The 23,273-nt window shown below is 40.3% G+C and carries 15 protein-coding genes and 3 tRNA genes; 4 read left to right on the top strand and 14 right to left on the bottom strand.

Annotated features, from left to right (window positions below):
• Nucleotides 1-133: 133 nt before the first annotated feature.
• The 3 genes from AACU95_RS04925 to AACU95_RS04915 all read left to right on the top strand — a co-directional run bounded on the left by AACU95_RS04925 (nucleotide 134) and on the right by AACU95_RS04915 (nucleotide 426).
• Nucleotides 134-210: transfer RNA gene (locus tag AACU95_RS04925), tRNA-Met, on the top strand.
• A gap of 41 nt (nucleotides 211-251) precedes the next feature.
• Nucleotides 252-328 (top strand) — tRNA-Met (locus AACU95_RS04920).
• Between the two features lie 21 nt (nucleotides 329-349).
• Nucleotides 350-426, top strand: a tRNA-Met gene (locus AACU95_RS04915).
• 204 nt (nucleotides 427-630) lie between these two features.
• Here AACU95_RS04915 and amiC read toward each other — a convergent pair.
• Nucleotides 631-1,893, bottom strand: a complete 1,263-nt coding sequence (amiC, locus tag AACU95_RS04910; RefSeq protein ID WP_004245505.1) for an N-acetylmuramoyl-L-alanine amidase AmiC — start codon at nucleotides 1,891-1,893, stop codon at nucleotides 631-633.
• 244 nt (nucleotides 1,894-2,137) lie between these two features.
• On the opposite strand from amiC, the gene argA reads away from it, so the two are divergent.
• Nucleotides 2,138-3,472, top strand: coding sequence for an amino-acid N-acetyltransferase (gene argA, locus AACU95_RS04905; protein ID WP_141192178.1), 1,335 nt, complete (start codon nucleotides 2,138-2,140; stop codon nucleotides 3,470-3,472).
• A gap of 98 nt (nucleotides 3,473-3,570) precedes the next feature.
• Here argA and recD read toward each other — a convergent pair whose 3' ends face one another.
• From recD to ptsP, 13 genes are all read right to left on the bottom strand, one after another.
• Nucleotides 3,571-5,487: an exodeoxyribonuclease V subunit alpha gene (recD, locus tag AACU95_RS04900; protein WP_036895562.1), complete on the bottom strand. Its 1,917-nt coding sequence runs from the start codon at nucleotides 5,485-5,487 to the stop codon at nucleotides 3,571-3,573.
• Nucleotides 5,480-9,118, bottom strand: a complete 3,639-nt coding sequence (recB, locus tag AACU95_RS04895) for an exodeoxyribonuclease V subunit beta (protein ID WP_141192177.1) — start codon at nucleotides 9,116-9,118, stop codon at nucleotides 5,480-5,482. The genes recD and recB overlap by 8 nt, the downstream gene beginning before the upstream one ends.
• Nucleotides 9,115-12,003, bottom strand: coding sequence for a pitrilysin (ptrA, locus tag AACU95_RS04890; protein ID WP_161737190.1), 2,889 nt, complete (start codon nucleotides 12,001-12,003; stop codon nucleotides 9,115-9,117). Before ptrA ends, recB begins: the two co-directional genes overlap by 4 nt.
• A 15-nt stretch (nucleotides 12,004-12,018) precedes the next feature.
• Nucleotides 12,019-15,396: an exodeoxyribonuclease V subunit gamma gene (gene recC, locus AACU95_RS04885; RefSeq protein WP_036907447.1), complete on the bottom strand. Its 3,378-nt coding sequence runs from the start codon at nucleotides 15,394-15,396 to the stop codon at nucleotides 12,019-12,021.
• Nucleotides 15,397-15,411: 15 nt separating this feature from the next.
• Nucleotides 15,412-15,696, bottom strand: a complete 285-nt coding sequence (locus AACU95_RS04880) for a hypothetical protein (RefSeq protein WP_004245514.1) — start codon at nucleotides 15,694-15,696, stop codon at nucleotides 15,412-15,414.
• Nucleotides 15,697-15,736: 40 nt separating this feature from the next.
• Nucleotides 15,737-16,195 (bottom strand): DUF2509 family protein, encoded by a 459-nt coding sequence (locus AACU95_RS04875; protein WP_004245516.1) that lies wholly within the window; start codon nucleotides 16,193-16,195, stop codon nucleotides 15,737-15,739.
• A complete protein-coding gene (locus tag AACU95_RS04870) occupies nucleotides 16,192-16,830 on the bottom strand; it encodes a prepilin peptidase-dependent protein (protein ID WP_017628574.1) in 639 nt (212 codons plus the stop codon). Before AACU95_RS04870 ends, AACU95_RS04875 begins: the two co-directional genes overlap by 4 nt.
• Nucleotides 16,824-17,303, bottom strand: coding sequence for a prepilin-type N-terminal cleavage/methylation domain-containing protein (locus AACU95_RS04865; RefSeq protein ID WP_012368318.1), 480 nt, complete (start codon nucleotides 17,301-17,303; stop codon nucleotides 16,824-16,826). Before AACU95_RS04865 ends, AACU95_RS04870 begins: the two co-directional genes overlap by 7 nt.
• A gap of 229 nt (nucleotides 17,304-17,532) precedes the next feature.
• Nucleotides 17,533-18,462: a nucleotidyl transferase AbiEii/AbiGii toxin family protein gene (locus AACU95_RS04860; RefSeq protein WP_004245519.1), complete on the bottom strand. Its 930-nt coding sequence runs from the start codon at nucleotides 18,460-18,462 to the stop codon at nucleotides 17,533-17,535.
• Nucleotides 18,455-18,988, bottom strand: coding sequence for a type IV toxin-antitoxin system AbiEi family antitoxin (abiEi, locus tag AACU95_RS04855; protein ID WP_004245520.1), 534 nt, complete (start codon nucleotides 18,986-18,988; stop codon nucleotides 18,455-18,457). The genes AACU95_RS04860 and abiEi overlap by 8 nt, the downstream gene beginning before the upstream one ends.
• 177 nt (nucleotides 18,989-19,165) lie before the next feature.
• Complete coding sequence (locus AACU95_RS04850; RefSeq protein ID WP_004245521.1) at nucleotides 19,166-20,017, bottom strand: thymidylate synthase; 852 nt, start codon at nucleotides 20,015-20,017, stop codon at nucleotides 19,166-19,168.
• A gap of 31 nt (nucleotides 20,018-20,048) precedes the next feature.
• Nucleotides 20,049-20,933 (bottom strand): prolipoprotein diacylglyceryl transferase, encoded by an 885-nt coding sequence (gene lgt / locus AACU95_RS04845; protein WP_004245522.1) that lies wholly within the window; start codon nucleotides 20,931-20,933, stop codon nucleotides 20,049-20,051.
• Nucleotides 20,934-21,019: 86 nt separating this feature from the next.
• Nucleotides 21,020-23,266, bottom strand: coding sequence for a phosphoenolpyruvate--protein phosphotransferase (gene ptsP, locus AACU95_RS04840; RefSeq protein WP_161737189.1), 2,247 nt, complete (start codon nucleotides 23,264-23,266; stop codon nucleotides 21,020-21,022).
• Nucleotides 23,267-23,273 lie beyond the last annotated feature (7 nt).

Here is a 23,273-nt window from a genome sequence, read left to right as displayed (position 1 = left end):
GTTATCTAAAGTATAACTGTCTAAAATTACACCTCTGTGTATTATTTCTGACCGTTTTTAAAAGAAAATGGCAAAAATTACATAAAAAACTTGCAAGTTATCAGATCCTGAGTATAGTGCCCCTCTGTGGAGACGCGGGGTGGAGCAGCTTGGTAGCTCGTCGGGCTCATAACCCGAAGGTCGTTGGTTCAAATCCGGCCCCCGCAACCAATTCACAACATATGCAGTAAGTTAAAATTTATAGATTCAGTCGCGGGATGGAGCAGTCTGGTAGCTCGTCGGGCTCATAACCCGAAGGTCGTTGGTTCAAATCCGGCTCCCGCAACCAATTTCTATAAATGTTTTCGGACGCGGGGTGGAGCAGCATGGTAGCTCGTCGGGCTCATAACCCGAAGGTCGTTGGTTCAAATCCGGCCCCCGCAACCAATCCTTTCCTAATTTTATTTTCTACAAATTCCCATTAAATACTCTCTTAATCCCTACTCTATTTACAATAACCAATATACTCCCTGTTACTGAGTTATGATTTAACTTATTGGGTAAAAAATAATAAGTTGTTACCTCTAGTAGAAAATAACTATTTATTTCCCACTAGAAGTCTCAAAAATAAGTTGTAGTTGTATAGCGAGATCAGCCTCGATCAGCTAATGTCAGTTCACCACCATTAGCAAAATAGGCCTTAATACCTTTGAAAATAGATTCAGCAACTTGTTGCTGGAATTTAGCCGTTTTGAGCTTTCGCTCTTCTTCAATATTACTAATAAAAGCCGTCTCTACTAAAATAGAAGGGATCTCAGGGGCTTTTAAAACCGCAAATCCGGCTTGATCGACCTTATTTTTATGTAGCTTATTCACGCCACCTAATAATTTTAATACCTCACTACCAAATTTTAGGCTGTCATTAATTGTCGCGGTCTGTACTAAATCAAGCATTGCGTGATCAACATAGCGATCACCACTTCGACTCACCCCACCAATTAAATCCGCTTCATTTTGGGTTTGAGCTAGGTAACGTGCGGTATTACTTGTTGCGCCTGTTTTGGATAGCGCGAAAACCGAAGAGCCTCTAGCCGAGCGATTGGTAAATGCGTCTGCATGAATAGAGACAAAGAGATCAGCCTGCATTTTCCGCGCTTTCGCTACTCGCACTTTTAAGGGGATAAACACATCCTCATTACGCGTCATATAAGCTTTCATTTTGGCATCTTTATCAATCAATGCTCTTAAGCGACGGGCAATTTGTAGTACAACATCTTTCTCACGAGTTTTATATTTCCCCATCGCTCCCGGATCTTCACCACCATGACCGGGGTCAATCATGATAATAATCGGCCTATCTCGTCCTGCTCTTCCGGGCTTACGCGTATCCGTTTGTTCAGGCACAGCTTGTTGTAAATCCCCTTCGTTATATTCACGCAATAGCGCTAATAGCGGATCATCTTCACTTGTCGCCGCATGACTTGGATAGAAATCGAGCACTAAGCGATTTTTAAATTCAGCAACTGGTTTTAAAGTAAACATTTGTGGCTGAACGGGGGTTTTAATTTCAAACACTAAACGAACCGTAGTTGGGGTATTTTGACCGACACGAATAAGTTTTAAGTAAGGATCGTTTGTTTGCACTTGACTAGCCATACCTTTCAGAACGCTATTCAGTTGGATACCTTCAAGATCAACCACAATTCTATCTGGTGCTGATAACGCAAACTGGCGATATTTCAAGGGTCTACTTGATTCGATAGTCACACGTGTATAAGTCGATGCAGGCCATACCCTGACGGCAACCACTGATGATGTTGCCGCTAAGCCAACAGGACTAACACTTAATAACAGTAACGCGCCAATTCCTTTAATAAGACGACGACGTGTTTGATTATGTTCTGAATGACTCATGAAAATATTCCAAAAAAAACGATTAACATCAAAAAGTGCTAAAACAGACGGTCAAAAAATATCTGAACGAAAAACTTTACCGAATCCACACTTCACTGTCACTTAAAAACAGCACAATTACACACTTTTATACAAATATTCTGCCTTCTGTTAAAACAGTAAGATCGGATTTTACTTGCCATTTCCGCTCAAAAAGAATAAAAATACATTAAATGCGAATAAAAATTCACTTGAGAGGGGCTTTATGAAAGAGCGTAGCACCGAATTGGTCGATGGTTTTCGACACTCGGTTCCGTATATCAATGCACATAGAGGTAAAACATTTGTCATTATGCTAGGGGGAGATGCAATAGCCCATGAGAACTTTCCCTCGATCATTAACGATATTGGTTTATTGCATAGTTTAGGAATACGGTTAGTGGTGGTTTACGGCGCTAGACCACAAATCGACATGGCTCTTGAAGAGCAAAAAATTTCTCCGCTCTATCATAAACACACACGAATTACTGATAGTAAAACCCTTGAAGTAGTTAAACAATCTGCCGGTACTTTACAACTCGATATTACTGCTCGTTTATCAATGAGTTTAAGTAATACGCCCTTGCAAGGAGCGCATATTAATGTGGTTAGCGGTAATTTTGTCATTGCCCAACCTTTAGGTGTCGATGATGGGGTTGATTATTGCCATAGCGGTAAAATTCGCCGTATTGATGAAGAGGCCATTCATCGTCAGTTAGATAACAATGCCATTGTGTTAATTGGCCCTGTTGCCGTCTCTGTTACAGGGGAAAGTTTTAATTTAACCTCTGAAGAGGTCGCAACCCAGCTAGCTATCAAACTTAAAGCACAAAAGCTTATTGGCTTTTGCTCTTCGCAAGGGGTTGTAGATGCAAGTGGCCAGATTGTGTCTGAACTCTTACCTAATCAAGCAGAAGAACGAATTCAAGCATTACAAACTACAGGCGATTATCACTCAGGTACTGTACGTTTTTTACGAGGTGCGGTAACAGCCTGCCGTCGTGGTGTTGAGCGTAGCCATTTATTAAGCTATCAAGCGGATGGTGCCATTGTTCAAGAGTTATTTTCTCGTGACGGTATTGGTACGCAGATTGTGATGGAAAGTGCCGAGAAAGTCCGTCGCGCCAATATTAATGATATTGGTGGCATATTAGAGCTTATTCGTCCATTAGAGCAACAAGGCATTTTAGTACGTCGCTCAAGAGAGCAACTTGAGATGGAAATTGATCAATTCACTATTATTGAGCGCGATAATCTCACCATTGCTTGTGCTGCCCTCTATCCTTATCAGTCTGAAAAAATAGGTGAAATGGCCTGTGTCGCCGTTCATCCTGATTATCGTAGCTCTTGTCGAGGTGAAGTGTTGTTACAACGCATATCAACCCAAGCTAAACAGATGGGGTTAGATAAATTATTTGTGCTCACGACTCGTAGTATTCATTGGTTCCAAGAAAAAGGCTTTACGCCTGCTGAAATCGATAAATTACCTATTGAAAAACAGGCTCTGTATAATTATCAGCGCCGCTCTAAGATCTTAATTTTAGATCTACATAAAGAGTAGTTTTATTAATAAAGTAAAAAAGACAGGCTCCCCCTCTCAAAGCCTGTCTTTTGCTATTCACTATAATTATATTAATTCGTATTAAATTAAAAAATCACTCAGTAACGCAGTTTTTCAACTAATCCACTGCGGCGTTGAATACGTGTTTGGATCGCCATTTTCACCATATATTCAGAAGAATAAAGTGATAGCTTCTGCTTGGCTCGCGTTATCGCCGTATAGAGTAATTCTCGGCTAACAATAGGAGAAAATTGTGTCGGCAATACCAATGCCGTATGGGTAAATTCCGAACCTTGTGATTTATGCACTGTCATCACATAGGCAGTCTCATGTTGCGGTAAACGACTAGGTTGGATAGCTTTCAATGTGCCATCAGGCAACTGAAAGAAAGCTTTCATTTCCCCTTCATCGTTATTAAGCATAATGCCGATATCACCATTAAATAGCCCCAATGTGCTGTCATTACGCTGGATCATAATTGGTCGCCCAATATACTCCCGCTGATAACTATTTATAGGTCGTCGTATCAAGTGTTGGCGATGTAACAGCATCTCAATACGTTCATTTAGTCCTGTGACACCAAAAGGCCCTTCTCGCAAGGCGCACAATAAACGATATTGATTAAAGCTATGAAGAATAGTCTCTGGTGCTGCTTTTTGCGCGACTAACGATAGATAGTGATGATAAGCCTTAGCAACATCTTGAAGCATCTTCATATAGCTCTCATCGGTGTCTAATGAGATAAATTCGATGTCCTGCGGATCGGTATGTTTTTCTCGCTCAGTGCTCTCTTGTGTTACTGTCGCTTTTTTCAGTAACGTCATAGCACTCTTCACTTGTCCTTGATTAACCGCAAAAGCTAATTGACCAATACCTGAATGTGAGCCAAAACGATAACTTTTACGCAATAAACATAGTGAATCACTGACCACCGAAACTGGCGTAGTAGAAGTCGTCATAGAAGCGGGATCTTTCTGTAATGCACCTTGTGTTAAGCGATCAATCTGCTCAAAACGGCGTTGGCTAAACCCCTGATCCGCAAAACGACAAATATCCCCTAAAACGGCTCCTGCCTCTACCGAAGCGAGCTGATCTTTATCTCCCAGAAAAATAACATGGCAATGTTCCGGTAAAGCCTCAATTAAACGCGCCATCATCGGTAAATCCACCATAGAAGCTTCATCTATAACCAAGATATCAAGTTGTAGCGGATTATCGCGATGATAACGAACTTGCTGACTTTCCGGTTGAGCACCTAATAAGCGATGAATGGTTTGCGCTTGATCGGGCATCCATTTTAACTCTTCTTCACTTAGTGCCAATTGCGCTAATGCTTTACCTAATGATTCGGTCAATCTAGCTGCCGCTTTTCCCGTGGGTGCGGCTAGTTGAATAATGGGTTTTTCATTCGCCGTTAGCATGACAAAAGCAGCTAAAATCTTTGCTACTGTCGTGGTTTTCCCTGTTCCTGGGCCACCCGAAATAATCGAAATAGGGCTTGTAATAGCAACCGCTGCGGCGACTTTTTGCCAGTTAGTTTCAGCATCTGTCTTAACACTTGGGAAAAGTTGATTTAATACGTTTGTTAATTGATTTTCATCGATATCAACCACCCGTTGCTCTTGGCGAAAAAATTGCGCAATTTGCTCTTCATAACGCCACATTCTTTGTAGATAAAGTAATCCGTTATCGAGAATAATAGGTGAAGGCAGATCACTATGGCCTTGATTAACACACTCGCTCTGATTAAGCTCTGCCAGTATTTCTTTCGCTGATGGTTGCGCCATTTCCTGCCAAATGGCTTGTGAAAGCTCGGTGTGTCGTCCATCAAACAATTTATCTTGTTGTATGATATTTAACGGTAAGCAAACATGGCCCGCCCCTGTTTGAGCACTGAGATAGGCAAAAATAAACAGTAGGATAGGATTTTCATCTGCCACCAGCATTTGAGCAAAACGTAAATCTAATGGGCGCAATAGGTTTTGTGCAATTGCTTGTTCTAATAATTTAATCATTTGAATTGTTCTCACCCAGCACGTTCACTTTACTGCCGTTAACCTCAAGCGCTTCCCCTTTAAATAGCGCATCTAATGCCTCTACAAACTTTTCTTCAGGGAGATAGGTATAGACGCCATTGCCCGGGTAGTCAGCATCAATACCACGTAAGAAGAGATAGCAGATCCCACCAAAATGACGTTGGTAATCATAATCAGGTAAGCGTTGTTGTAAAAATCGATGTAGCGCTAAAGTATAGAGTTGATACTGTAAATCATAACGATGATCGCGCATTGCATTGCTCATCGCCTCTTGCGTGTAATCCTCACTCGATTCACCAAGCCAGTTAGATTTATAGTCAACCACATAATACTTGCCCTCCCAACAAAATACTAAGTCAATAAAACCTTTTAGCATGCCTTGCACTTGCTGAAAATTGAGGGCTGGACATTGCGCAGATAAAGGATCGTATTGACGGGTTAATGCTGTTAACTGTGCCGCCGACATCTCCTTTTCAATAGGCAGATAGAATTGTAGCTCATCGAGTTGATGCTCCTTAGGAATATCAGCTAAACATAAGCCTTGCGCATTTAATGGGGTATGAAAAAGGGTTTCCATCCAAGCCACCAACAATGGCGTCCATTTTTCCTCAAAACCTTGGGTAATAAGTTGCTCTTGCATCCAACTTTCATCAATAGGCTGTGAAAAATCAAGCTCTTCAAGCAAACTATGTAAAAATGTCCCCGCGACTGCACCACGAGGGAAGTGATGAATAGAGAGTTCATCGCTGTGTTGCGCTGTTTTCTCACCTTTAGCATCGGTATCTAAGCCCGGTGCGATAGATTGTACCAAGGCATCCAAATCAGCACTATCAAATAGATATCCACGAGCAGAGTGTTGTGCCGTTAATCCCGAATAACTGGTGATACGCCAATTATCATTAATTTTTCGCTTAAATATGGCGACATCTAAAGCAATATCCGTTGTATGTGGAGATTGATATCGATACGTTGAGGTATCACCTAACGTGATCACTTTTATATTGTCATCAAGCAATTGATTAATGGATTGATGTAATAGCTCACTATTACCCTCTTCCCCATGCTGCAACAGATATCCCAGCGCATTTTTATGCAAATCAGTTAATCCTGACTTACGTTTATTTCCTTTAACCAAAGGCGCAACACCAACATAACAACAAAATTTCGCCCGAGTTAATGCCACATACAACAAGCGTAAATCCTCTGCCAATCGCTCTTCATCAGCAAGACGCACGCTATCAGGTTGATTAAAAATATCTAATTTTGCGTAAAATTCATCTCTATCATGATAAAGCGCGCCCTTTTGTTCTTGATAATTACAGGCAAAAGGTAGACAAACAATGGGATATTCCAATCCTTTAGATTTGTGAATGGTACAAATTTGCACTAGATTTTTATCACTTTCCAAACGCATTTGCTGACTTTCCGCTTGTGCATCTGGTCGAGAAATTTGCTGGGCTAACCAACGAATAAGGGCGTGCTCGCTATCAAGCTGTAATGATGTTTCTTGTAGCAACTCGCCAATATGCATGATATCGGTTAAACGTCGTTCTCCTGCTTGGCTTGCGAGTAAGTTCTCAGCGATTTGGTTTTCTATCATGACTTTACGTAGCATAGGTAACACACCACGTTTTTGCCACAAGACAAAATAATCAGCGAATTGCTCCACATAGCGGTTCCAACGCTGTTCATCTTGATTAAGTTCGTCAATTTGTTGTGCGTTAAATCCAAACAGTGCACTGGCAAGAGAAGCTCTTAACACCCGTTCTTTTTCAGGGGTTACCACTGCTTGTAGTAACCAAAGTAGATCTTTGGCTTCATTGGTTTCAAACACACTTTCTCTATTGGATAAAAATACTGATTGGATAGATAACAGATCTAATGCATCTCTGATCAATAATGCTTCTCGGCGACTACGCACTAGCACCACAATATCGGCAGATGTAACAGCGCTTTTATTATCTTGTTCGATTAACCAAGCTTGTTGATTGTCACCGGCTGATAACCAGTCACGAATTTGCATCGCACATTGCGAGGCCATTAATTGTTCATAATTACCAGTTGAAAGGCTTTCACCTTCAGCTAACCAAAAATTTAATGGGGCAACTGTTTTTTGCTGGTAAATAAACTTCATATGCTGATTTTTTTCAGCCGAATTGACCTCAATAAAAGGAATATGATCAAACAAAAAAGGGGTTTTAGAACGTAAAAACAGTTTATTAACTGCACTTACCATACCCGGAGCTGAGCGCCAGTTAGTATTCAATGTATAGTGGTGATCGGTTTGTTGCCGTGCCCGAATATAGGTAAAGATATCTGCACCACGAAATGCGTAAATGGCTTGTTTGGGATCACCAATAAATAGCAAACCACTCTCTGTATGCTCACCATAGATAGTATCAAAAATACGATACTGCTGAGGATCGGTATCCTGAAATTCGTCAATCATCGCGACGGGATAACGTTGGCGAATAGCATCTGCTAATGCTTCGCCGCCTTCTCGTTGCAATGCCTTATCGAGACGCGTTAACAGATCATCAAATCCCAACTCACCACGACGCATTTTTTCATTTTCTATCCCTTGGCGTATTTCAGGAATGGCATTGGCAATGATCACATCACGTAACGTTAAACTTTGTTGGCAAAGTAGTTCGATTTCCGCAAATAAAGCGTGCTCAGGCGCAGCACCCTTTGTAGTTTTTTCATGTAGGGTTGCTTGCGAAAAACGACTTAAACAGTCAGGTAACTGATAACTTTTGGTTTCGAGTGGAGTGGCCCATGCGGTGATTTCATCGATCCATTTAGGTAAGAAACGACTACTGTAACTGCGTTTATCAACACCAGATGAAGTTATCCAATCTGCAATTTCATTGCAATGATGACGCCATAGTGCTTTAACTTTATCAATGGCCTCAATGACTGCTTGATGACGCTGTTCAACAGTCTCTTTTTTAGCGTCGAAATCAATACCTTGAATTTCGGGGCATTCACCTTGTAAATAGGGTTGAATTTCATACAGCAGTTGCTCAGGGCCAGACCAAATTTCGCTTACCGCATAGGCAACATCATAAGAAAGGGGATAACAGTGCCTGCGCCAAAAATCAGCGCAGACACGTTTTTTTAACTCATATTCATCTTGGATCAACACCTGTTCAAACAATACACCAGATTCAAAGGCGTTAGTGGCTAACATGCGCTGACAAAAACCATGAATAGTATAAATGGCGGCTTCATCCATTTGACGCTCAGCTTCTAGTAGCCATTGCGCCGCCACCATTTTATTCGGGATTTGATCTAATAATATTTGGTAAGCGTTATTGTCATTTTCTACTTGATGACGGATACAGGCTAGCCTTAACTGATGAATATTTTGACGAATACGGGCGCGTAATTCATCCGTTGCCGCTTCGGTAAAAGTAACGACTAAGATCTCTTCAACACTTAAGGGGCGATGAAATGCTGACTCGCCCCCTAATCCAAGCAGTAATCGTAAATACAATAACCCTATAGTGTATGTTTTCCCTGTTCCCGCAGACGCCTCAATGAGGCGTCTTTGATACAAAGGAAGTGTATAGGGATCTAATACCTGTGCCTGTATCACTTCACTCACTCTTTAATTTCCTCAACAGGTAATGTTTTTTGTAATTCACTCACGGTTGAATAGATTTTCCACTGTTTATTTTGCGCATAATCAGCGTTGTTACCCTCTTTCCCGATTATTTGTGAAACAAACACGAGTCCTGTCGGTTTAATTATCGCTTTTTCATAAAATTCGATCGCTTGTTTTAGCGTTACCTTATTCAGTTGGGCTAAAAGCTTCTCACGACCATCATATTTTAAGTTATTACGATAAAAATCATTACGATAAAGAGAAACCTCTTCATAAAATGTTTGCGGTGGTTGTTTTACTTCATCAATAATGGCTTTTTTATATTGATTAAATTCAGCTTCACTTAGCTTTTTCAAGCGATCATAAGCTTGTTGATAAAATGCATGATAGCGCTCATTGAGATAAACTGGTGGTTTAGCATTACTTTGCAGTAAAAAGCCTAAACCGGACTGCTCACCCATTGAAGCTTGGAAAGCAAAGACCGCATAACCTAATTGCTCTTCTGTTCTGAGTTGTTCAAAGAACCAAGGATGCACGATAGAGGATAATACTGATGTAATTGCTTTTCCTTGTAGACGCTCATAGCCAACAGGGATAAACAATTCACCTAGCGCATTATCGGTGCTTTTAGATTTATTTTGGAATGTAACTTGATTTAATTTATCAAAAACTAATGTGTCGCCAATCCAATATTCTGTTCCTTTATTACCTAATAATGCCTGTGCCGATTTAACTATCTCACGGCTCTGCTCTGGCGTTAAATTACCGATAATTAATGCTTGAAGCGCTGCATTTTCAATGACATCACGACGATTATCTTTAATATCTTGTAACGTTATCGACTCTAACGCCTTAAGTTTATCGGCTTCTTCATAATAAGGGATCGTATTTAAGCGACGGGCAGGTAACATTGCAGCATCATACGCTTTAAGGTTATGCGTCACTTCCAGTTGTTCACGATACCAAGATTTAGCTTGATCAAGCTCTTGCTGAGTGGCTTCAAACGTTATATAGCTTTTTAGTGTGGCATTTACTAGCTCTGGTAAATGTTGAGTATAACCATTGACTGAGAAATCGACTCCACGCCCAGAAGAAGAGGAGATATTCATGCCGGCAACAGAAGCTTGATAAGCCAGTTCACTAGACGTTAGATCAGCAAGGTAATTGGTCAATGTTTGTATAACTTGCTGTTTAACTGTGCGATCTGCATTTTTATTCACTAAACTTAACGTCACACTGGCTTTCGGCTCATCAGAAAAATAGTGCGATGGCATATAGAATAACCGAGCATGACTGTCTTGCCATAATAGTTGAGGCTTAGTGATGTTACTATCAGCATCAATAAGTGACAGATTATCAGGAATATAAGGGTTTAGTGTCGGTAATGACAATGAGATGTCGCTGGCTAATTCCTGCCATGAAGCTAATTGCTTCGCAGTAATTTTATCCACTTGATAAGGTGCATGAACAAAATAAGCTTGCTTATTTGAAGGCTCATTAGGGCTAATCACCCAAATACGCGCATTTTCTGGTGTAAGCGATCCTAGACGAGAAAGGATCGCGGAAGGTTGATAGTCATCGGCAATAAAATCCGCATTAAGAATATTTTTAATCGGATAGCGCAGCATCATATCGGAGATATCTTCAATATAGTTCATATCTCTAACAATAGAGCCATAGCGGAATGAGAGGTCAAGCACATTGGCTATTTCTTTAAAATAGCGCTCACTGACCCCTTTATTTTGGATCAGTTGAATATAAGAAAATATCGCTGAAATAACTCTATCTTTCTCAGCAAGGCCTTTGTCTGTTAAAGAAACATAAATGGTAAATGAACCTTGGTTGCGATCGATATAAGATTCAGATGAAGCACTAATATTCTCTGCTAATCCTTGCTCTTGTAGCCAAGTTGCTAGTGTACCCGTGCTACGATTACTAATAAGGTAGCCAATATATTCATCTGATTTACTGCGAAAATCGGCAAGATTATTATCAATACCAAATTCGATTTGTAAGGTTTTTTGTGGCTGAGCTGGGACTAAGTGGATCATTATCCCTTTTTCTTTTTCTGTCATCGCAGGCACCGTCGTTACTGGTGCTTGGGTGTTTTTATTAGGAATACGGGAAAAAGTATCAGCCGCTAATTTAGCGAGTTCGTCCAGTGATTTATTACTATAAATCACCCCATTCATTAAGTTACCAGAATAGTATGTTTGATAGAATTTCACTAATTCATCTTGTAATTTACTCTCTGGCTTATCACTTAATGTTTCTAAGTTTCCTCCCATAAAACGAGAGCTTGGATGAGCCGGATTCAAAGTTTCAGCTCTCACTTGCCAAAAACGCATTCCATCGCGGGAGCGAGCCATGGTTAATTCCGCATTAACCGCATTACGTTCACGATCAGCATATTTAGGATCAAGTAATGGCTCCGCTAATGCATCTGCCAAGCGATCAACTGCTTCATTAATGGCACTATTTTCAACTTCTAAATAAAATGCGGTACGGTAAGTGGTTGTGCTGGCATTATGAGAGCCACCATTTTTATTTAAAAACTCTGTCAGATCCCCTGATTTTGGGTATTTGGTCGAGCCCATTAACACCATATGTTCTAAATAGTGGGCAAGACCTTGTTGGCTATCTGGATCTTCTAATGCACCGACAGGCAGAGCAACGGCGGTTAATGATTTGACCGCTTTTTTATCTGAAACCAGTAATACGGTCATATCATTAGCTAATTTAATAGCCTGATAATCACGTGGATCACTTTCACTTTTTTCAATGCTATCCGGCAATACTTGCCAAAGTGGATCTGTTGCGAAGCTGTTGATACTGACTAGCATCAATAGCAACATAATCCAAAGTTGCGATAAGTATTTTCTCATCTGATATGAGCTCCCTTATTTTTTTATAAATGGAATGATTGGCTTAAATATGGCTAACGTGGTCTGTTTTACTGCCTCAAGAAAAGGTGCATCAAGCTGATGAAATACACGTTGAATATAGATATCATTCATTTCACCTTCTCGGTTATAGCTATCGGTTAAATATTGCGTTAATACCAATTCTGCCTTGTTTTGTATCTCTTCATCATCAAATAAAAACGTCTGTGTTTTTTTATCGAAGCAAGCTTGTAACCAAGCCCAACCACTGTTGGCGAATAAGGCTAAAGGTGTATTCATCCCTGTTTGATAATCTTGGATCAATCTTTCAAGGGTTGAATACGCAATATCCGCAGACACCGGTGATAGACACCATTGCGACTCTTTTCTACCATAAAAACGGCTTTCGCCAGTTCCACCACTTAAGCAGTACACGAGATGTTCTATCCATAATTGCAGTAGATCATTAGCTGTTAATGTGGCGGGTCGCCAACGGAGTAACCCATCGGCTTGTACTTCATTTAAACGACCAATTAATGGGATCGTATTAAATTGGTATTCTATTGTGACAGAATGGGTTGCTAAACGTTCACTTCTGACTTTTTCGGCTAAAGGTTGCAACGTTTCTATTTGTTGCTCCCAATAAATTTGACCAAACGCACTAGCTGGTAATTTTCCAGCTGCTTTAATGCGTTCATAAAGTGCTTCTGTTGATGTCCCTTCGATTAAGGCTTTTAATAACCATTGGTTTAATAGATAACGTTGTAATGCATTAATGACAAAAGGCTCTTCTTCCGGTAGCTCGGTCTCTTCAATAACAAAATTCGTTTTTAGACTTTGCTGGAAAAAAGCGCGTACGGGATGGCGATAAAAGCGTGATAGTTCATCTAAAGAGACTTTCTCAATTTTTTTATTTAATGGCGTTGAAAATGCTTGGTGAGCAGTCCCTTTCCCACTTGCTGCCGGTAACCATTCAGCGGCATAAGAGCGATATAGAGCATCCGTTTTAAAGTTTTCTGGCGCAAAAGGCACTCGACTATGTTGGGTTAATAAGTGGCTGATGATACGCTGCGCACTGTCATCAACATTTAATGATGCATCTTCCCTTAAACGGAAATTTTGCCCAATATAATCTTGTAACTCTTTAATCAATACCGAAGGATTACATTCGCGATCGTCACGAATAGATTTACCAATATAACTGATATAAAGGTATTTTTCTGCTGAGCTTAATGCTTCTAAAAACAGGTAGCGATCATCATCACGACGTTTTCTATCACCTCGACGACGTTTTTCTGCCATTAAATCAAATCCTAATGGCTGAATATTACGTGGGTAGATCCCATCATTCATTCCCAATAAACAGACTGCTTTAAATGGAATTGAACGCATTGGCATTAAGGTGCAAAAATTAAGGCTTCCGGCTAAAAAGCGTTGGCTAATTTTCTCATCATCAAAACGCACTGTAAGTTCATCGCGGATCAGCACTAATGGAATTTCATGTTGATAGTGCGCCTCTAGACCATTTTTTATCACCTTTTGCCACTGTTGTGTGATAAGCGCCAATACCAGCTCTGTCTCTTCATCAGTGTCAAAAAAAGCATCAACAAGCTGTTGACCGATATCAAGCCACTCTTCTAAGTTGCGAGTTTCGCTTAATCGTGTGCGCCATTCACTTAAGGTATATAGAAAATCTGCTAGATGCCCTGCTAACTCAGCGACTAGGCCACTTGATTCATCGTAAGGCAATACCCCTTGCCACGGCCCTGCCTCACTGTCCATCGCATAACCAAGAAGCATCCTTAATAACCCAAACTCCCACGTATTTTTTCCTGTCACAGGTAATAAAAAGGAGGCCACATTTTCATCATCTAATCCCCAACGTATACCTGACTCTTCAACCCAGCGCCGTAGTAGCTTCAACTCATTTTCAAAAATGGCAAAATGTGCAGCTAAGGCGGGTACTTCAAGTAATGCAAGCACTTGCTCTGCGGTAAAACGGCTTTGAGGTAATTCTAATAAAGTGATAAAAGCTTGTAAGACAGGATGTACTTGGCGAGCTTTTCGGTCTGAAATGGCAAAAGGAATATAACGCTCTGCGGGCGCATTACCAAATACGGCTTGAATATAGGGCGTATAGCTATCAATATCCGCCACCATAACAATAATATCTCGCGGTAATAAATCAGCATCTTGCTCGAGGAGATGCAGTAATTGGTCTTGTAATACCTCGACTTCCCGTTGTGGGCTATGGCTAGCATGAAAGGTCAAAGAGCGATCATCATTGGCGATGATCCGTTTTTTTTCACTACTTTGGTAATCCTCAAGCGTCTGACCTATTTGTGAAAAATCCTCTAAATCGAGTATATCGGCCTGAAGTTGATGTAATAAATTATCTCTTGGTATATCAACAAAAGCATCTAACACATCGCTATATTCAAGCTCAGAAAGAAAATAGAGATTATCTTTACCTAACTTTCCCCAAGACGCTAATAGTGGATTGCCGACATTTTGCTCCCCTTCTTCATTAAATAGTGTCGATGCATTTTGTTCATCTTTAAACCAAGGTAGTTCATGAAGTTGCTGATAATGTCGAGGCTTTCTACTATTTAGACGAGCGAGGAATTTTGGATCTTGAATATCTCCCCAGTAATAGCGGCAAGGATTAGTAAACAATAAATAGATTTCGGTATGTCTGCCGATTGCTTGCAGTGCTTGCAAATAGACTTGTGGCAATGCTGAAATACCACAAATAAAAATACGCGATGGAAAACAGTGCGCAAGCGCCCCCATAGGCGCATCATTCAAAGTAGAAATAAATTGTTGATAAAGATTAGCACGATGCCATTTAGGTTGCGCAAGATCTTCTGTATAGCGTTGCAGTGCCAACCACAGTGTTTTTTGCCAGTATTGATTGTCACTCAAGCCATCAATTAGTTGATCATTTTCCCATGCCGACAACCAATCGGGACGATAAACCAGATATTGGTCAAAGAGATCCGCCACACGCCCCGCTAGTTGATGTAATTTACGTTTGTCTTCATCATCTTTAAGATAATGTAGCAAGGGTTTAAATGCCGGATCATCAAGGTAATTAGGCAATAATGCCATTAGTTTCCATGTCATGGCATCTTTAGAAAACGCACTTTCTTTAGGTATACCTGATAATACCCGAGTAAACATTTCCCAAATAAAAGTAGCGGGTAATGGATAACGGATATTAGCAGCAATACCCAAACTTTCTGCTAATTGGATTTGTAACCACTGCGACATTCCGGGACTTTGCACTAAAATCACTTCTTGCTCAAAAGGCGATGATAGTGGCCGATTTTGCATAAAATGTACCATCAGTGATTTAAGTAGTGATAATTGATTTGAATGGTAAATATGGAACATCAGATCCTCATTTTATTAATCACATGACCAATGGTATAAGCGTGTCACATAACCTGAATGGTGGGTTATCGATCCCTCTATTTTTTGACAGCCTTCCGCTTCAATAAGTGATTGTGTCATTATTTTAAGGTTATCAACAGAGTTGAATGACATTTGCCCATAAAAAGCAAAAAGAGACGCTCCGGCTTGTTGGATAGCCACTAAGCGCTGAAAATCAACTTTTAAGGCTTGGCTATACCCTATAATAGCGACAAAGCTAATATTAAAGAATAGCAATACTGACACCATATTAATTAGCATACTATCTTCTTTTCTTTCATGATTAATTAAGTATTTATTATCAAATACAGCCTTCTTTAACTAGTGGACAGTAGTCTAGCCAACCATTCGGTTGGGCTTCAATATGCAGTTTTTCCTTACCCACCAGATTAATCCATTGATAATGAGATATCTTATCTCCGCTATGACTTTTAGCCTCTCCGAGTAGTAAAGCGCTTGTCTTTCCTCTCAAAGAGAAACAGCTTTTCATATTAGGCTCAGCAGTAAAAGTACGACATTGCCATTGGTAAAGACGAGAAGGCGATAAATCCCATGTTAAGGTCATTCCCCATGACAACGCAGATCCAGCGAATAAAAAGGTCTGCTTTGCTTGTAACTCTTGCATCACCATTAATTGACATTGACGATAATGATAAGCAAAACTTGTCAGTAACGATAAACTTATCACCATAAAACCTACTGCAGCCATCAGACCGATGACACCCTGTTGCTCCTTTATTGTTCCCTGTGTCGTTATCACGAAATATTCCTTAATAGTATTGATGTTTGATAGTGTACTTTTAGGTTAATATTTTGTTTTGCTTGGAATTTTAATGATAATGATAGATAGTTAAATGCACGTTTTTTTATTGGAGAATAGTGTGTATAGGGAGTTAAGATAAATTCTGTCACCTCAATTTCTTCTTTTTCGAAGATCTGTTGCCATCCTGTTGAATCACAATTTTGCACACCACGACGTTGTTCAAGCTGACCGTTTTTTAATCTAAAACCAAAGTAATCACTCTCTTGTTCTTCTGGACTCTCCCAACGGCCGTTATTGTTCATATCGTAAACAAACAAAACACAAGAGCCATGAGGGTGATAAGGATAATGACCTATTTTAAGTGGTACAGGTAAAGAAGCCTTTTTAACAGTGCAATCACCATTGCAGTACCCTGCTCGCCTTAATTGCGTTTCCAGTAACTGCAAACGCTGTTTTAGATAAATTTCTAAACGATATTGTTGATAAGAAGAAGTTAACTCATTGATAATATAAGGATAAGCACGTCCAATACAAACTAATAAAAGACTACTTATCGTCATCACAAAGAGGCACTCCATCAACATAAAACCCGCAAAATCATGATGTTGAATAGACAAAGGACGCTTTAGCATACTGAAAATGCCTTTATTGTCTGACTGCACGCTCGAATACGCCCTAATGAAGAGATAATAATTTTGACTTCTTCATCACCATTTGACAGCACAAAATGCATCGGTCGTAACGTTTGGCGTAAGCCACAAAATGTAAAGCGTGTTGCTGTAGAGCGAATAAGCTGATTGTTTAACCCTAATTGAATACTTTCTTTGGTTGTGGGTGTTGTTAACGATTTTGCCTCTAATTTATTAATAGGTGATAGCCACAATACAATTTGCACTTTGCAATTAAAGAGCAGTGAGCGTTGTTGTTGATAAGCTAAAAACGCCATCACTTCTCTTACACTTTGAACTAACTGGCGTTGGCGTAACAACTGATGATATGAGCTCAAGGATAAAGCGCTCAATATTGCTACTATAGCCATAACAATAAGCACCTCGAATAAGCTACTCCCTAAATGTTTAGAATGGGAATAATGATTGCCTGTCATCCATGCCTCCTACTTGTTTTCCTTGTCATTTTTACTGTTTTATCTCAATAACAATGCAGGCAAAAACCAGATAGGTAAATCAAAGCTCATCAAATTTAAGAGAGGTTACGCAATACGATATTTTTTTAAGTTAATAACAATAAAATGACGATTTTTTGATATCAAAAACCCCCAATAATTGAATTCAACTATTGGGGGTCACTTCAAAGGTTCGGGCTTAGCTGGAGTGCTACATTTCAAATTTTTTTACTGGCTTCGGATCTTTACTTCCATAAATATCTGTTTGGATAGTGACTAGCAGTTCATGAAGAGTAATTTGTAAAAATTCAAGAAAATCTGGGTGAAGGAGAGTTCTATCTACGACAGACACAGGTAAGAATCGCTTCATCTCTCCCTTAAACTTTTCACTCGCAACCAATGCAGGCAAAGACTCAATTCTTGCTTGCAACCATTCCTCAAAATGCTCATTGAGCTTATAATCGGCAACCTTTTTCATTACCAGTTCAGCGTCTGGTTTAACCCCTTTCTGGTGCAACCACACCAAATCCCACATATCTCTATACCGAATACGTGAGGTTGTTGCTGGGAATGAAACCAATTTATCAGCCATGACCTCCGTGAGCTCTTCCACTCTAATAATCAGGTCAGAATAGCCACTAGGAAGCTGCTCATAGTTTTTAACAAGCGTTCGAAGGGTGTTGGTGTATGCAGGAATGTTGGCTATTTCCACTTTGATCTTCTGCTTTGGTAGGTCTTTTTTTCCTGGATTGGTAGTCACTGATATTTGCCACTTATCGACTTTTACATCTGCATAATCAGGTTCTTTTCTTAGCTCTTTTGGCTCTTTAACCACAACCTCCAAGCCATATCGTTCACCAACATATTTCTCAATACACGCTTTAATCTCAAGCAGTTGCGCTGAACAGAAGTCACGACCACCAGCAAAGTCCAGATCTTCACTAAATCTGTTTGATCCATAGCAAAGCCTAAGCGATGTACCGCCCTGAAATGTGATGTGCTTTAAAAGCCCTGTGGCGGAAAGAGCATAAAGAATGTCATAATGTAGCAATTCTTTTTCCACGACAGGCCTGTTCGCGCCGTAATCCTTTTCGATGACAATGCTGTCAACTAGCTCATTAAAATTGACAAAATCAGACATAGTTTAATTCCTCACGTTGGATGAGGTGTGTATTTCTGCCAACCTTCATTAGATCCTTAATGGCAGTCTCCTTTGTTGCAATTCTTAATGGCCCCCTTCCTTCCACCGTAGTATTGAGTATTTCAAGAGGCTTCTTGGCAGTATGGGTAACCTCAATAACGCCCCAAGGCGTTACAAACTCTCCAGACCGGCCTGTGGACATAATCGTAAGTCTGTCGATGGGGATCTGTGAAATTACACCGTACTGAGATAGAGCGGATTCCAAACTAATGTAGTTGTAGTGGCCTCGTCGAATATTTTCGGCCAGACGTTCTAAAGGGTAAGGCCCCAATGAACCTTGAGTATAGATATATACACCTTTTGATGCTCGGCGTAGCACATCATGCGCGATCAGCCGGTCAACTGATTTTTGTAATGTTTTCGGAGACTCATCAGGAAAAAGCATTTTTAAATCTTTGGTGAGGAAGATATTTCTACCTTGCTTACTGAATTTGTTAAAAACATTAATTGCTCTTATTAACTCCATATCAACCTCTACTAAATCACCCCCAACGAGGGGTTATTTTGTATATTTGAGTATAGTACATTACCTTGATATACAAATAAACCCCAATAAAGGGGGTGTTTTGTATATCAAAAACCCCCAATAATTGAATTCAACTATTGGGGGTTGTTAAGTGTTAAACCAAATCAGTGAGTTAAACTATACCGTGAACGGGTATTTTATCGCCTCGTGACACTGATAACCTTCAACACTAAAGTCATCTGTCGTGACCCAAGTTTCTATATCATCTAATGTCTTAATGTTTGGATTAATATGTAGCTTAGGTAATGGCAATGGCTCTCTTTTTAGTTGAACATCACGCATCAGAGGTAATTGGTTCTCATAAATGTGAGCATTAACTATCTTATGGAATGCTTTACCTGGTTTATGCCCTGTGATTTGAGCCACCAGCGCTAATAATACAAAGCATTGAATTTGATTAAAATTCAACCCTAATGGGACATCACAGCTACGTTGATATGAGGTTAAATAAAGCCTGTCACCGAGCAATGAAAAAGTATGTGTATGCATGCATGGACGTAAACACCCTAACGCTGTTTCTCCGGGATTATAAAAAGTGACTATCTCACCACGATCGTCAATACCGTTAGTTAAGTTATCTACCACTTTACGTAATTGATCAAAGTGTGAGCCATCAGGGCGTTGCCATTGGCGTCCTTGAACACCATAGACTCGGCCCATATCATCTTCACCCTTACGATGCGGATTATTTAACCATGCGCTATTTTCATTAGCATTCGCGTTCCACGTATTACAGCCAATAGCACGAAATTGTGCTGCATTATCATAACCACGTAAGTACCCTAATAGTTCCGCAATCGCGGCTTTGTAAAAACTTTTACGTGTTGTTATGAGTGGAAATTGGTTATTGGCAACATCATATTCCAGATCGGCATTTATCACCGTTAAACAACGGGTTCCTGTCCGTTTATTATCAATCCATTCACCTTCATCGATAATGCGTTGACACAATGCCAGATACTGCTTCATGTAGTCTCTCTTTTTTGTTAGCTAATAATAGTTAGTGTGTTGTTGGCGTCTGTGGAGTGGCTTTATCGCGACGATACGCCCACACCATAAAGATAATGCCTAATATTATCATTGGAATGGAAAGAATTTGCCCCATGCTGATACCGCTAAATAAACCTAATTGCGCATCAGGTTGGCGGAAGAATTCAACAATAATACGGAAAGCACCATAACCAATTAAGAATAACCCCGATACACTACCCATAGGGCGATTTTTGCGTACAAAGATATTCAGAATAATAAATAATACCACGCCTTCTAAGAACATTTCATAGAGTTGCGATGGGTGGCGAGGCAATACGCCGTATTGCTGAATGATAGGTAATAGTGTAGTGGGATCTTGCGCGACAAGCTGTAGATCTTCTGCACGGGAGCCTGGGAATAAAATCGCCCAAGGGGTATCTAAGGTGACTCTCCCCCAAAGCTCTCCATTAATAAAGTTACCAATACGTCCTAAACCTAAACCAAATGGGATTAATGGAGCAACAAAGTCTGCGACTTGAAAAAAGTGACGTTTAGTGCGACGAGCAAACCAAATCATGGCGCAGATCACCCCAATTAAGCCACCGTGGAAGGACATTCCGCCATCCCAGACTTTAAATAGGTAAAGTGGATTATCTAAAAATACCGGTAAGTTATAGAATAAAACATATCCTAGACGCCCACCAATAAACACGCCCACAAACCCTACATAAAGTAATGTTTCAACTTCACTTTTTTGCCAACCACTGTTAGGTTTTGCCGCTCTGCGGTTTGCTAGCCATAATGCAAACACAAATCCAATCAAATACATCATGCCGTACCAGTGCAAAGATACTGGCCCGATAGAAAACATAACTGGATCGATTTCTGGAAATTTAAGGTAGTTTATACTCATTCTTCCCTACTTCACTTTATTAATGATTTTCTATCTATGGGTCGATGTGGATAACCCCTTAGACAAAAAGTTTATACGAAGGCCTATCAGATACCTCCGCGAATTAATCCACCTAATCCTTGTCTTTCCATAAAATCAGCAGACAATTTTTTTATCTCTATTGCCGTTTCAGCTTTCAACACCTGTTGCATAAAAGGCTGTAAGATAGCAGGATCTAGATGGCGCAATAAGTATTTTACCCTAGGTAAACTACGGCCACTCATGCTTAACTGACGAAAACCTAGCCCTATTAGTAGCAATGCCCCCATCGGCGTACCCGCCATTTCACCACAAACACTGACTGGTAACTGATAACGTTGGCATTCTAAAGCAATAATATTAAGCGAACGCAGTAATGCAGGATGCAAATTATCATAGAGCAGTGCTACATGGGTATTATTACGATCGACTGCAAGTAAATATTGCGTTAAATCATTGGTACCAATCGAGATAAAATCTACTCGATGTGCTAATTGCGGTAACATAAAGACCAATGAGGGGACTTCAAGCATGATCCCCACAGGTGGTAGAATGCATTCGCATTTTATTTCTCGGCTAACTTCAGCACATGCTCTTAGTAACAATGCTTTCGCTTCTTCAATTTCATCAATACTTGTCACCATCGGCAACAATATTTTCAAATTTTTAAATTCAAGATTAGCTTTTAACATCGCTCGTAGTTGGATCAGAAATATTTCTGGCTGATCAAGTAATATTCTGATCCCCCGCCACCCTAAACAAGGGTTCTCCTCATTTATCGGCATATAAGGAAGCTGTTTATCTGCACCTATATCTAAAGCACGTAGTACGACGGGTTTATTGGGAAAAAATGATAAGATTTCACGATAACGGTTTTTTTGTTCATCTTCGGAAGGAAAACCGCTTTGTAACATAAAAGGGATTTCTGTGCGATAAAGACCGACACCATCTATGCCAACGCTAATACGTTGTTCATATTTAATGCTTAGCCCTGCATTTAATTGCACACTGATGGATTCACCATTTTTTAATACCGCTTGCTGTTCAAGCTGCTCTTCAGCAAGTTGACTCAATACTCTTTCTTCATCAATGATTTGCCGATATTCCTGCATGATAAAGGGTTCTGGCTCAATAAAAATCTCACCACGATAACCATCAAGAATCAGCATCCGGTTGTGAAGTAGCTCCGGTTGAATATCTGCCCCCATAATGGCAGGGATCCCCATTGCTCGAACTAAAATCGCTGAGTGTGAATGAGTCGCACCATCACGAACTATCACCCCTGCCAGTTGTTGTTCTGGCAACTCAGCCAATAGATTGGCACTAAGCTCATCCGCCACAAGAATAAAGCGATCTGGCCATGTATTTGTCGTACTGAGATCATCATCTAAATGAAATAGTAAGCGCTGACCTAAAGCTTTTAAATCTGAAGCTCGTTCTCGCATATAACTATCTTTAAGACTTGAGAACTGTGCAGAAAACTTCTCTATCACCACTTTTACTGCCCACTCAGCAACATAGCCTTGTTGTATAACCCCAGTCATTTTTTGTCTTAATTGGGGATCGTTAAGTAAATGCGAATAGAGATCGAAAATAGCCGCACTCTCTTTTTGTGAATTCGCCATAAAGCGCTTACTAAAACGGCGACACTCTGATGTTGCATCTTCTAAGGCGACCGTTAATCGGTTTAATTCACTTTTTATATCCAGTGCGCTGGCTTTAAAAACATGATCTAAGGTTGGCTGAGACATCTCTTGCCAACCATATGCCATCACTACCCCCGTAGAAACGGATAGGGCTTTAATACGGCTTTGACGATATTGTCCAAATAATCCTTTCGTTTGCACTTGCGACAATATCGCCCCTAATTGGGTGGCTAGTGTCACCATAAAAGATTCTTCGCTTTCATTAAATAAGCGTCGCTCTTTTTGCTGAACCACCAACACCCCAAGTAACTGACGACGATAGACAATGGGCACGCCGAGAAAAGCGCGCAGATCATCCTCTTTTACTTGTGGCAGATAGGTAAAATTAGGGTGTTCACGAATATCAGCCAGATTAATCAGCTCAGAAAGACGTCCTACTTCACCCACCACCCCCTCATCAAATGAGAGGCTGACGGCACGCCCTTTCGGCTTTTTCAATCCTTTTGTGGCCATTAAATAGAAACAGCGATGGGGAATATCGGCAAGATAAATAGAACACACATCCGTGTGCATAGCTTGACACGTTTCTTTCACTAATAGTTCAAGTGCTTCTGGCAGACTCGCTGCCATAGCCACTTTTTCTACAATTTCCCGCAAACGTGTCAGCATAGTGTTA

Origin of the sequence: Proteus sp. G4415, from assembly GCF_963896075.1 — a bacterium.
Lineage (GTDB): Bacteria > Pseudomonadota > Gammaproteobacteria > Enterobacterales > Enterobacteriaceae > Proteus > Proteus mirabilis.
The sequence above is the reverse complement of the archived record's forward strand: the minus strand, read 5'-3'. Positions and strand labels throughout refer to the sequence as shown.